Below are 11,365 nucleotides of genomic sequence, written 5' to 3' on the forward strand. Positions count from 1 at the left end.
CCCCACGGTTCCCCCCCACGGTTCCTTTTCGAGTTCAAGACGATGAAGGAGACACCCCCCATGCCCACGCGCCACAAGGCCGTCCGCATCTCCGCACTCGGCGTTGCGCCCCTCGCCCTCGGCCTCGCCCTCACCGCAACGGCCGCCGGGCCGGCCGCCGCCCACGGCTCCATGACGGACCCGGTCAGCCGGGTGTCCGCCTGTTTCGCGGAGGGCCCGGAGCACCCGCGCTCGGCGGCCTGCAAGGCGATGGTCGCGGCCGGCGGCACCCAGCCGCTCTACGACTGGAACGAGGTCAACCTCGGCACCGCCGCCGGCCGCCACCGCCAGATCATCCCGGACGGCAAGCTCTGCAGCGCCGGGCGCGACAAGTACAAGGGGCTGGACGCGGCCCGCGCCGACTGGCCGGCCACGAAGCTCGCCCCCGGCAAGCACACGTTCACCTACCGGGCGACCGCCCCGCACCGCGGCACGTTCGAGCTGTATGTCACCAAGGACGGCTACGACCCGCGGAAGCCGCTGAAGTGGTCGGACCTCGAAGCGAAGCCGTTCGCCAAGGCGACCGACCCCACGCTGAAGGCAGGCAGCTACGTCTTCGACGGGACGGTCCCGAAGAAGTCCGGCCGCCATCTCGTCTACAGCATCTGGCAGCGCTCGGACAGCCCCGAGGCGTTCTACACCTGCTCCGACGTCGACTTCGGCGGGAAGGCCGTGGCCGCGAAGGGCGTGGCGGCTCCGGCGCCCGAGGCGTCCGCTCCGAGCGACGCGCAGATCGCCGAGGAAGCCCCCAGGTCCACTGTCGACCACGGTGGACACGGCGGCGACGGCCCGGGCGAGGCGGGGCACGGCGGAGCCGGGCACGGTGAGAACGCGCACGCCATGGGCGGGCACGAGCCGCAGACGGCCGCGAAGGCCGCCGGCGCTCCCGCCGCTCCCGCCGCCCAGGGCGGACGCCTGGCCGAGACCGGCGGCGACAACCGTACGGCGATGCTGGCCGTCGCGGGTGCGGGAACGGTGGCAGCCGGTGGCGCCGCCCTGTTCCTGGCGGTGCGCCGACGCGCGGCCCGAAGCGGTTCGTAACCGTTCGTAAGGGCGCCGGGGGATCCCGCCCCTGGTGACGTGCCGCCGGTGGGGCGCTACCGCTGGGTGTTCAGGAAGCCGATGCCGACCGCGCCCCACCAGCAGATCTGCGAGACGAGGGCCGTGGCGCCGCCCCAGACCAGGACGCCCGTCGAGGGGGAGGCCGAGCTCTGCTCGGCCATCCGCCGGTTGAGGAGGCCCGCCTGCAGGCCGTTGAGGCTGAGGACCAGGACCAGTACCAATTTGACGGCGGTGAGCGTGGCGGAGGGGTTGGGGTGGAGCAGCATGCCGCTCGCGACCAGTGCCACGAGACCCGCCCAGATGGGCGTGTGCAGGCGGCCCGCGCTGCCGAGGGCCTCGCGGAGACTGCAGCGCCCGGTGATCCACAGGAGCCCGTAGTAGTCGGCCACGAGCACGGCGCCGAAGCCGAGCACAAGGCCGGCGAGGTGCACGAAGAGCGCGGCGGTGTGGAGCGTCGCGTCCGCCTGCAGGTGCGCGGAGACCCACACGCAGACGGCCCAGGCCCCGCAGATCATCAAGCCGGCGCCGGCCACCGTCCACCAGGAGTCGTACAGGCCCAGCGGCTTTGCGTGCCGGGCGCCGGACGACGCGGCTGCGGCGCGGAGCGGGCCGCGCGGGTGGAGGACGGACAGCGGCGGTTCGGACGGCATAGCGGACAAGCGATTCTCCAAACGCGGAACCTTACGGAGGTAAGGCCGACTCATTACTGGTCATGGGAATTTTTCTCGGGAAAGCCGGTCTAAGCGCCGGATAAGACTGAACACTCCGAGCGTGGAATCGCAAGCCGCGCAGGTCACGGGCGTCATGGAGCGCAATTCGGACCCCCGGCTGCGGTGAATTGATCAAAACCGCGGAACGGCTGACGCTGTGCGCGGGTCCGCTCGCTCGGCGTCACGCCGGAGGGCGTGCGGTGTGAGGAGGCCCATGAGGCGTGGATCACTTACTAAGAGGCTTAGTGGATATGCTCCGGATAGGGGAGGGCTGAGGGGCTGTGATCGCTTACTTCCATGAAAGCCGGTAGTAGGTCACAGTGCTTGTCACGGGTTTTCGCCGCCGCTAACAATTGCGGGGTCGCTGGGCGCCGTCGACCGAGAAACGGCGCTTCGTTTTTGCGCCGCTTCAGGGCCAGGCGACATCCGCGATTGGAAGGTTCAGCTCTCTTATGCGCTCCACCATCTCCGGCTATACCCGTCTTCCGAAGATTCACAAGTTCTCCGTCGCCGGCATTGCCGCGACCGGTGCCGCGGTCGTCGCGGTGGCCGTCGCCCCGCACGCGTTCGCCGCCGACACTGCCTCTGCGGCTTCGGTGAAGCCGGTGGCGTGGAGTGCTGAGGCGTTCGGTGAGACGCAGCAGGACGTGCTGGAGCAGCAGACCGCTGCTGCTGTGACGGCTGCGAAGGCTGAGGCTGGTAAGGCGAGCGCTGAGAAGGAGCGGGCCGAGAAGCAGGCCGCCAACCGTTCCACCGAGCGCAAGGCCCTTGAGGCCAAGCCGGCCGCCCCCGCCAAGCCGGCGAAGCCCGCCGCCCCGGCCAAGCCCGCTGCCCCGGCGAAGAAGGCGTACGCCGACAACGTCGACGGCTGGATCAGTGAGGCGCTGGACATTCTGCGCGCCAAGGGCATCCCGGCGTCCTACGACGGCATTAAGCGCAATGTGATGCGTGAGTCGACCGGTAACCCGCGTGCCATCAACAACTGGGACGTCAACGCCGTGAACGGTGTGCCGTCCAAGGGCCTGCTGCAGATGATCGACCCGACCTTCAAGGCGTATCACGTCGAGGGCACGTCCTGGGACATCTACGACCCGGTCGCCAACATCACTGCTGCCTGTAACTACGCGGCCGACAAGTACGGCTCCATGGACAACGTCAACTCGGCGTACTGATCCACAGCAGGTAGCTGAACATCGCCGCGAAGGGCGGTGGCACCCCGGAATCCCGGAGCGCCACCGCCCTTCGTTGGCTCAACTACACTCTTCCGGTGAACGAGACCCTGCCGCCGTGCCCCGAGTGCTCCAGCGCCTACACCTACGAGATGGGGGCGCTCCTGATCTGCCCCGAGTGCGGTCACGAGTGGTCGCCCGCGGCATCCGCGGACGCCGCCACCGCCGCGCCGGAGGGCGCAGTGATCAAGGATTCGGTCGGCAACGTCCTCGCCGACGGTGACACCGTGACCGTGGTCAAGACGCTGAAGGTCAAGGGCAGCCCGACCGGGATCAAGGCGGGCACCAAGGTGCGCAACATCCGTCTCGTGAGCGGCACGGACGGCCACGACATCGACTGCAAGATCGACGGCTTCGGCGCCATGCAGCTCAAGTCCAGCGTGGTCCGTAAGGCCTGATCCGTAAGGCCTGACCGGTGCGGCTGGCCGGGCCTCAGCCGAGGGCGGCGAGCAGTTCCTGCTCCCGGCGGGCGCTGAGCCCCGCGCGCCGCACCCGGTCCAGGCCCCGCTCGCGCTCCCAGCGCAGCGTGTCGGCGAGCATCTCCGCCCGCGGGCGGTGGCGCAGCCCGGCGGCGCCGGCCGCGGCGCCGCTCCGGGCCGCCCAGCCCGCCAGGCCGGGCTCGGCCACCCACATCGGCAGCGACTCGGGCCCCATGTACTGCGCTACGCCCTGCGCGACGAGCCATGCCGGGTCGGCGCCGGCCACCGGGCCGGTGTGCCCGCCGACGGTGCGGGACAGTCCCACCCACTCCCCGAAGGGCACGACCGGGCCGACGGCGTTGTACGTCCCGGTGGTGCCGGCCGCCGCCGCGTCGAGCAGCCAGGCGGAGAGGTCGCGCACGTCGATCACCTGCGTCGGCAGGTCCGGAGCCGCCGGGACCAGCATGGGCCCGTGCGGGTCCCGCGCCGCGCGGGCGACCCAGTAGCCGGAGCGGTCGGTATGGTCACCGGGGCCGCCGATCAGGCCGGCCCGCGCGATGAGCAGCCGGTCACCCAGCGCGGCGGCCGATGCCTGCTCGCAGGCGGCCTTCGCCTCGCCGTACACCTCGCGGTCCGCTTCACTGCGGTTCGTGGGGGCCAGCAGCGCCGCCGACTCGTCCGCGCCCGCCGTCGCGTGGGAGGCGTAGGCGCTCACGGACGAGACGTACGTCCAGTGCCGGGCCCTGCCCGCCAGCGCGCCGAGGGCCCCGCGGACGAAGCCGGGCTGCCACGACACCTCGACGACCGCGTCCCAGTCCCGGTCGAGCAGCGGCTCGTACGCCGCGGGGTCGCGCCGGTCGGCGGTCACCAGGACCGCTCCTTCCGCCACGTCTCCGCTCTCTCCGCGGGCGAGGCACGTCACCCGGTGCCCGCGCTCGACCGCCTGCCGTGACACCTCGCGGCCCAGCCACGCCGTACCGCCCAGAATCAGGATCTCCATCCCGCCACCCAAACACCGGAACCCCGGCATGCGAACAGGAATTCGCCGAGGGCAGAGCCGCGCCAGGCCGAAGGCAGGCCGCCGTCATGCCGGTCAGCCCTGGTCGCCGCCCTCCTGCCGTGCCGGGCGGTCGTCGATCACGATCACCGCTCGCCGGGGTGTCTCCGCCTCCGTGCGCCCGGTGGCCTGCGGGTGGTCGCCGCCCGGCACCGGGCCCACCGTCTGCACGACGGCGGTGATGCGGTCGTAGAACTTCCTGGCCAGGGCGTAGTCGCCCGGATCGGCGGCGCGCCCCTGCTGCCGTACGGTGTCGAGCGCGGTGAGGATCGCCATCAGGCTGCGCCCCGACACGACGACGCTCGCCGCGCCGTCCTTCCCGACCGCCGAAAGCTCGCCCGGAACCCTGAAGTGCGCGTTGCGGGCGGCCTGCTCCACGATGAACGCCCACGTGTCGCGGTGGCAGATCAGCTCCGCGGCGCTGATGCCCGCGGCCTTCTCCAGCAGCGCCGCATGCGCGTCCACGGCCGTTCCGGGCTCCGGAGGCGCGGCGGCCGGTGCGCCGTCCCGGGCGGGCGGTTCGCGGTCCGCGCGACCGGTGCCGGACCCGGCCTCGGCGAGTGCCCCCGCCTCGGCGAGCGGCTTGAGCGTCCCGGCTCCGGTAAGCGTCCCGGCTCCGGTGAGCGTCTCGGCCTCGGTGCGCCTCCCGGCCGCTTCCTGCCGGGCGGCCTCCGCGGCCCGCAGCTCCTGCAGCAGCTCCTGTCGCAGCGCCTCCGTCTCCCGGCAGTGCTCCGCGGCGTCCTTGTGCGCCTCGCCCACGGCGCGCCGCAGTTCGCGCAGTTCCTCGCGCAGCTCGCCGTTCTGGCGGCGCAGTTCGAGGAACCCGTCCCGGAGCGCCTTGCCGAGCTCGCCCTTGAGGCCGGATATGGCCTCCAGGATCCGCCCCGCCGATCCGTCGTCCGCCGACTTCCCCCATCCGAGCATGCGGTTCCCCGTTCGTTCGGCCGGTTGCGTGACCGGGACCATTCAAGGATCCCGGCCCTCCGCCGACGGGGAGCACGGACGGCCGGGGGTGGCCGGTTCACGCCCCATCGGCGTCCGGAACGGCCGTGTTGCGCGCTACTCCTCCTCGTTTTCGCCCTCGTCCTCGTAGAGCCCGTCCAGGCCCCCGATGCACTCCTCGGCGACCGCCGCGGCGAACCGCGGGCACGTCCACGCCTGCGCGCTCCGGCACTCCTCGTCCGGCGGCGGGAACTCCTCGGGGGCGTAGAAGTGCGGCATGCCCCGGCGGAACTTCGCGTACCGCAGTGTCGGGTGCGCGTCCTCGTGCGCGCACGCGTCCGGCAGGGGCGCGGCGGTCACCGCGCGCAGCATCGCGAGGGCGCCGCGGACGACGGGGAGCGGCGGGCTCGGGTACGAGATCTTCATCGTCTGGTAGACGGTGAGCAGCAGTACGGCGCGCTCCCGTTCGCCGGCCTGCTCGTACCGCCGCGCGGCCCACAGGCCCAGGTCGTCGGCGAACTCCTCGTTGCGTCCGGAGTACTCGATCCGGTCCGTGATCTTCTCGATCTCCAGCCGCCCGTCCGCGCGGAGGTACTCGGCGTCGCAGTGGGAGGTGTCGCGGTGCCCGAAGAGCTCTTCGCGCCGCTCGCGCAGCCGGTCCAGGACGGCCTGGGAGGCCTCCGCCATGAGGACGGGGCAGATGACCTTCTCCAGCGGAGCGCCCCGGCCTGACTCGGTGCGGATCCGTTCGTAGACGCCCCGCCCGCCGGGGCTGCTCAGTATGACGCCGAGCTCGGCGGCGTCCGGGCCGGTGCCGGGCAGGACCGGATGCCGCTCGTGGGTGCAGGTCGCCTCCTCGAAGTAGGGCAGGGCCTTCTCCACCGCCCCGGCCAGCTCGTCGAGGACGGACTTCGTGCGGACCATGCCGGAAACGGCGTACCAGGACACCGCCCTGACGACCTGGAAGCGTCCGGCGCGGTCCGCCGGCTCCGCGTCGGCGAGGGACCGCGCCTGCCAGGAGATCTCCTCGTTGATGTCGGTCCCCGGCCGGGGGTAGCCGTGGAGCAGCGCGGACAGCGTCGCGATGGTGCCGCGGTCGTCGACCGGGATGCGCGGCGGGACGTCCGTGACCGATCCCGGCTCGATGATGTCGAGGGCGATCCGGGCGAAACCGGCGGTGTTGCGCGGGCAGAGCCACGCCTCCCGCGGCTGCTCCTCGTCCCACCCGGCCGTCTCGCCGGCGAGCCGGCTCAGCAGGCCGGAGAGGTGGATGTCGTCCTGGTCGTCGTGGTCCCGGTAGGGGTGGGAGCTGTGGTCGCAGGGCCGGTCGCGCAGCGCGCCGTCGGCGGCTTCCAGCGCTGCCACGGCGCTGTCCCGGACGCCGTCGCCCGGCAGCCAGGCGACGTAGGGGGCCGTGATCGCCAGCCCGAGGGTCCAGATGTGCGCCGTCTCGCCGCCGGGGTCGGCGGCGAGACGGGCCGCGCAGTCCCGGACCACCTGGTCGTAGTCGCTGTTGCCGAAGGTCTGGTGGTTCTCCCGGATGTCGTCCCAGGAGGCCGCGAGCGCTTCGAGAGTTGTGGTGTCCATGCCTGTCACGATCTTCACGACGCCCTGGGTGAGGACCGGGTTCCGCTTCCCGGCCCGGAGGCCGGCCGTGAGCCGCGTCTCACCCGCGCGGCGCCCCTTGTCTATGAAACGAGTTGCATAGCAGGATCCCTGCCATGGCGCTCGAGCACGCGATCCTCGTCTCCCTGCTGGAGAAGCCGGGCTCCGGCTACGAGCTGGCCCGGCGCTTCGAGCGGTCCATCGGCTACTTCTGGACCGCCACCCACCAGCAGATCTACCGCGTCCTCAAGCGCATGGAGGCCGACGGACGGCTCGACGTCCGGGAGGTGCCGCAGCAGGGCCGCCCGGACAAGAAGGAGTACTCCGTCGCCGCCCCCGGCCGGGCCGCCCTCTCCGCATGGCTCCACGAGCCGATCGAACCGGAGAGCGTCCGGCACGACCTCGCCGTGAAGATCCGCGGCGCGGCCTTCGACGACCCCGCCGCGCTGATCCGCGAGGTCGAGCGGCACCACCGGGCCCACTCGGACCGGCTCGCGCACTACCTCGCGGGGGAGCTGCGCGACTTCACCGGACCGGACGCGCCCGGACCGCCCGACGCCGGGCAGGAACTGCAGCACGTCGTCCTGCGCGGCGGCATCGCGTACGAACGGATGACGCTCGCCTGGCTCGACGACGTCCTCGCCACGCTCCACCGGCTGCGCTCCGGGCGCTGACCCCGCCCCTCCCGCCGCCGTTCAGCCGTTTCACGAAATTCCTCTTCAGGAAATTCCTCTTCACGAAATTCGTTCTCGTCCCCGCACCCTCCGACAAGCCGGAAAGGCGACCCTCCATGGCCGACCCGCTCCTGTTCAACCCGCGCACCTACGACCCCGCGCACTTCGACCCCGAGACCCGCAGGCTGCTGCGCGCCACCGTCGACTGGTTCGAGGAGCGCGGCAAGCGCAAGCTGATCGAGGACTACCGCTCCCGCGCCTGGCTGTCCGACTTCCTCGCGTTCTCCGCCAAGGAGGGCCTGTTCGCGACGTTCCTGACCCCCGCGGCGGCCGCCGGCGGGCAGCAGGACAAGCGCTGGGACACCGCCCGCATCGCCGCCCTCAACGAGATCTTCGGCTTCTACGGGCTCGACTACTGGTACGCGTGGCAGGTCACCATCCTCGGCCTCGGCCCGGTCTGGCAGAGCGACAACGCCGAGGCCCGCGCCCGCGCGGCGCAACTCCTCTCCGAGGGCGAGGTGTTCGCCTTCGGCCTCTCCGAGAAGACCCACGGCGCCGACATCTACTCCACCGACATGCTGCTGGAGCCCGACGGCAACGGCGGCTTCCGGGCCACCGGCTCCAAGTACTACATCGGCAACGGCAACGCCGCAGGCCTCGTCTCCGTCTTCGGCCGCCGCACCGACGTCGAGGGCCCCGACGGCTACGTCTTCTTCGCCGCCGACAGCCGCCACACCGCGTACCACCTGGTCAAGAACGTCGTCGACTCCTCCAAGTACGTCAGCGAGTTCCGCCTGGAGGACTACCCGGTCGCCCCCGGCGACGTCCTGCACACCGGCCGGGCCGCCTTCGACGCCGCCCTCAACACCGTCAACGTCGGCAAGTTCAACCTGTGCACCGCCTCCATCGGCATCTGCGAGCACGCGATGTACGAGGCCGTCACCCACGCCCACAACCGCATCCTCTACGGCCGCCCCGTGACCGCCTTCCCGCACGTGCGCCGCGAGCTGACCGACGCCTACGTCCGCCTCGTCGGCATGAAGCTCTTCAGCGACCGCGCCGTCGACTACTTCCGCTCCGCCGGGCCCGACGACCGCCGCTACCTGCTCTTCAACCCCATGACGAAGATGAAGGTGACCACGGAGGGCGAGAAGGTCATCGACCTCATGTGGGACGTCATCGCCGCCAAGGGCTTCGAGAAGGACACCTACTTCGCCCAGGCCGCCACCGAGATCCGCGGCCTGCCGAAGCTGGAGGGCACGGTCCACGTCAACCTCGCCCTCATCCTCAAGTTCATGGCCAACCACCTGCTCAACCCGGCTGAGTACGAGCCCGTGCCGACGCGCCTCGACGCCGCCGACGACGCGTTCCTCTTCCGGCAGGGGCCCGCCCGCGGCCTGGGCTCCATACGCTTCCACGACTGGCGCGCCGCCTACGACGCGTACGCCCACGTGGCCAACGTCGGCCGCTTCCGGGAGCAGGCCGACGCCCTGTGCACGTTCGTCACCACCGCCGCCCCCGGCGAGGAGCAGAGCCGCGACCTCGATCTCCTCCTCGCCGTCGGCCAGCTCTTCGCGCTCGTCGTCCACGGTCAGCTGATCCTGGAGCAGGCGCGCCTGACCGGCCTCGACGAGGATGTTCTGGACGAGCTGTTCGCCGTCCTCGTCCGCGACTTCTCCGCGCACGCCGTCGAGCTGCACGGCAAGGACTCGGCCACCGTGGAACAGCAGGAGTGGGCGCTGGGCGCGGTGCGCCGCCCGGTAGTCGACGACGCCCGCTCGGCGCGCGTGTGGGAGCGGGTCGAGGCGCTGTCCGGGGCGTACGAGATGGCGCCGTAGCCGTCCGGTGACGCGGAGGTGGGGCGCGCCGCCGCACGCCCCACCGCCCCCGCCGGCTACCCGTGCAGCCCGTTCCCGGGGTCGATGACGAAGTCGAAGGTCGCTTCCTTGCCCGGGCCCGCCGGGCGGACGTTCATGAGCAGGGACGCGTCGAAGAGCGGGTCGGTGTTGTTGCGGGGCTCGCCCGGGAAGTACAGCTGCGTCGTCAGGAGCGGGCCGCCCGGGGCCTGCACCTTGACGTGGAGGTGGCGGGTGCGGGCCGGGTAGAGCCCGGGCACGATCGTCGTCAGCCTGAACGCTCCCCGGGTATCCGTGTACTGGTGGCCCCTCAGCCGGTACCCGGTGTTGTCGTAGACCCCCGCGTCGTCCGCCTGCCAGAAGTCCAGGAGGGCGTGGGCGACGGGCCGGCAGGCGGTCCCGAAGACGTAGCCGCTGACCGTGAGCCGGGTGCCCCGCGTCCCCGGCTCCAGCAGGGAGGCGCGCTCGGGGGAGCGGGGCTTGAAGTACGGGCCCTCGATCTGCGGCGGGGTCGGGTCGTCCCCGTCGTCGCAGTACGGGGTCGGCGGCAGCGGGCCGTCCGAGGGCCGGTGGTCGCGCGCGAGGGCCGGGCCGCCGCCGAGCAGCGCGGGCAGCGGCAGGGCGACGAGCGCCGCCGCCTTGAGCAGGGTCTTGCGGCTGAGCGGGCGCCGGCCCGCCGCCTGCGGATCGTCCGCGCGGGCGTGATCGTCCGTCATGGTCCGCCTCCTCGGGATCGGTCGGTTCACCGGCCGGCCGGTTCACCGGGACCGGCCGGTTCACCGATGAACCTAAGGAGGCGAGCCGTGCGGAGCGATGGACTCCGTACGGTGAACGTGGTGATTCCCGCTGCTGCCCGGACGGGCCGCCGCCCGGCGGCGGAAGTCGCCCGGGCTGACCCCGGTCTCCCGGCGGAAGAAGCGGCAGAAGTAGGCGGGATCCGCGAAGCCCACACGCCGCGCGACCTGGCCGACGCCGAGCGCGGTGCCCGTCAGCAGGCGCTTCGCCTCCAGCGTGCGGGCCGCGCGGAGCAGCTCGCCGGGCGTGCGGCCGGTGGCCTGCTTGACGGCCTCGTTCAGATAGCCGACCGAGACGCCGACGCGCGCCGCGTACGCGCCGACCGGCCCTTCGGCGCCCGCGGTCGCGGTGAGCAGAAGGCCGAACTCCTTGGCGACGTCCGCGGCCCGTCCCGCCGCGGTGCCGGCACCGGCGCCCGTGCCGGCCTCCGCCGCCGCGGCGGCCGGTCTTCGCACGCCGGGCAGGCGCAGCGCGCGGACGAGCAGGATGTGCAGGTACGCCTCCAGGACGGACGCGTAGCCCTCCGCCTTCGCCGCGTACTCCGCGCTCATCGCCCGCACCAGCGAGCCGATGCCCGCGGCGTCGTCGCCCTCGCCGGAGCGGGCGGCGGGGAGCCGGAGACACTGCCGCTCGCCCAGCGCGTGCAGCAGTTCGCGGTCACCGGGATGGCTCAGCAGGAAGTCCTCGCCGAAGAGCATCAGCTCGCCGCGCAGGCCCGACACGCGCCCCCAGTAGTGCACCTGGCCGGGCAGGATGACGCACAGGTGCGGAAGGTGTAACTGGAGCGGCCTGCGGACGAGATCGATGACGTGCGCGCCCGCGCCTCCGGTCACGTAGACCACTTCGTAGAAGGTGTGCCGGTGCGGGTAGCCCGCCCGGGCGTCGGGGCCGAACGCGTCGAAGGAGCCCATGGCGAACGGCGGCACCTGCGGCGGTGCGACGTGCAGACGGTGCAGGGGGAGGGGGTCGGCGGGCGG

At 72.3% G+C, this 11,365-nt stretch carries 11 protein-coding genes; 5 read left to right on the top strand and 6 right to left on the bottom strand.

Annotated features, from left to right (window positions below; genetic code table 11):
* Window positions 1–60: 60 nt before the first annotated feature.
* Window positions 61–1,080 (top strand): lytic polysaccharide monooxygenase auxiliary activity family 9 protein, encoded by a 1,020-nt coding sequence (locus tag ACSNOH_RS29100; RefSeq protein ID WP_436724425.1) that lies wholly within the window; start codon window positions 61–63, stop codon window positions 1,078–1,080.
* Between the two features lie 56 nt (window positions 1,081–1,136).
* Here the strand turns inward: ACSNOH_RS29100 and ACSNOH_RS29105 are convergent, their stop codons facing one another.
* Window positions 1,137–1,751 carry a hypothetical protein gene (locus tag ACSNOH_RS29105; RefSeq protein ID WP_436724426.1) on the bottom strand — a complete coding sequence of 205 codons (615 nt, stop codon included), beginning with the start codon at window positions 1,749–1,751 and terminating at the stop codon, window positions 1,137–1,139.
* A gap of 512 nt (window positions 1,752–2,263) precedes the next feature.
* Between ACSNOH_RS29105 and ACSNOH_RS29110 the strand changes: the two genes are divergently transcribed.
* Window positions 2,264–2,983, top strand: coding sequence for a transglycosylase SLT domain-containing protein (locus ACSNOH_RS29110; RefSeq protein WP_436724427.1), 720 nt, complete (start codon window positions 2,264–2,266; stop codon window positions 2,981–2,983).
* A 95-nt stretch (window positions 2,984–3,078) separates the two neighbouring features.
* Complete coding sequence (locus ACSNOH_RS29115) at window positions 3,079–3,438, top strand: zinc ribbon domain-containing protein YjdM (RefSeq protein ID WP_436724428.1); 360 nt, start codon at window positions 3,079–3,081, stop codon at window positions 3,436–3,438.
* 34 nt (window positions 3,439–3,472) lie between these two features.
* Here ACSNOH_RS29115 and ACSNOH_RS29120 read toward each other — a convergent pair whose 3' ends face one another.
* The 3 genes from ACSNOH_RS29120 to ACSNOH_RS29130 form a co-directional block, all read right to left on the bottom strand.
* On the bottom strand, window positions 3,473–4,459 hold the full coding sequence (locus ACSNOH_RS29120; protein ID WP_436724429.1) for an NAD-dependent epimerase/dehydratase family protein: 987 nt from the start codon (window positions 4,457–4,459) through the stop codon (window positions 3,473–3,475).
* A 93-nt stretch (window positions 4,460–4,552) separates the two neighbouring features.
* Complete coding sequence (locus tag ACSNOH_RS29125; RefSeq protein WP_436724430.1) at window positions 4,553–5,440, bottom strand: hypothetical protein; 888 nt, start codon at window positions 5,438–5,440, stop codon at window positions 4,553–4,555.
* 135 nt (window positions 5,441–5,575) lie between these two features.
* Window positions 5,576–7,045: a hypothetical protein gene (locus ACSNOH_RS29130; protein ID WP_436724431.1), complete on the bottom strand. Its 1,470-nt coding sequence runs from the start codon at window positions 7,043–7,045 to the stop codon at window positions 5,576–5,578.
* Window positions 7,046–7,179: 134 nt separating this feature from the next.
* Between ACSNOH_RS29130 and ACSNOH_RS29135 the strand changes: the two genes are divergently transcribed.
* On the top strand, window positions 7,180–7,737 hold the full coding sequence (locus ACSNOH_RS29135) for a PadR family transcriptional regulator (protein ID WP_436724432.1): 558 nt from the start codon (window positions 7,180–7,182) through the stop codon (window positions 7,735–7,737).
* A gap of 116 nt (window positions 7,738–7,853) precedes the next feature.
* Entirely contained in the window at window positions 7,854–9,575 is a 1,722-nt protein-coding gene (locus ACSNOH_RS29140; protein WP_436724433.1) for an acyl-CoA dehydrogenase family protein, read from the top strand.
* A gap of 56 nt (window positions 9,576–9,631) precedes the next feature.
* Here the strand turns inward: ACSNOH_RS29140 and ACSNOH_RS29145 are convergent, their stop codons facing one another.
* On the bottom strand, window positions 9,632–10,309 hold the full coding sequence (locus ACSNOH_RS29145; RefSeq protein ID WP_436724434.1) for a dioxygenase: 678 nt from the start codon (window positions 10,307–10,309) through the stop codon (window positions 9,632–9,634).
* Between the two features lie 72 nt (window positions 10,310–10,381).
* A partial coding sequence (locus tag ACSNOH_RS29150) for a helix-turn-helix domain-containing protein (protein ID WP_436724435.1) occupies window positions 10,382–11,365 on the bottom strand: 984 nt, incomplete at its 5' end.

Source organism: Streptomyces sp. URMC 127, from assembly GCF_051386535.1.
In the GTDB taxonomy this organism is placed as follows: domain Bacteria; phylum Actinomycetota; class Actinomycetes; order Streptomycetales; family Streptomycetaceae; genus Streptomyces.

Excerpts from the sequence above, each read along its gene's own strand:
- ACSNOH_RS29120 (WP_436724429.1), bottom strand. The coding sequence starts at position 4,459 with ATGGAGATCCTGATTCTGGGCGGTACGGCGTGGCTGGGCCGCGAGGTG.
- ACSNOH_RS29140 (WP_436724433.1), top strand. The coding sequence starts at position 7,854 with ATGGCCGACCCGCTCCTGTTCAACCCGCGCACCTACGACCCCGCGCAC.
- ACSNOH_RS29125 (WP_436724430.1), bottom strand. The coding sequence starts at position 5,440 with ATGCTCGGATGGGGGAAGTCGGCGGACGACGGATCGGCGGGGCGGATC.
- ACSNOH_RS29100 (WP_436724425.1), top strand. The coding sequence starts at position 61 with ATGCCCACGCGCCACAAGGCCGTCCGCATCTCCGCACTCGGCGTTGCG.
- ACSNOH_RS29135 (WP_436724432.1), top strand. The coding sequence starts at position 7,180 with ATGGCGCTCGAGCACGCGATCCTCGTCTCCCTGCTGGAGAAGCCGGGC.
- ACSNOH_RS29145 (WP_436724434.1), bottom strand. The coding sequence starts at position 10,309 with ATGACGGACGATCACGCCCGCGCGGACGATCCGCAGGCGGCGGGCCGG.
- ACSNOH_RS29110 (WP_436724427.1), top strand. The coding sequence starts at position 2,264 with ATGCGCTCCACCATCTCCGGCTATACCCGTCTTCCGAAGATTCACAAG.
- ACSNOH_RS29105 (WP_436724426.1), bottom strand. The coding sequence starts at position 1,751 with ATGCCGTCCGAACCGCCGCTGTCCGTCCTCCACCCGCGCGGCCCGCTC.
- ACSNOH_RS29130 (WP_436724431.1), bottom strand. The coding sequence starts at position 7,045 with ATGGACACCACAACTCTCGAAGCGCTCGCGGCCTCCTGGGACGACATC.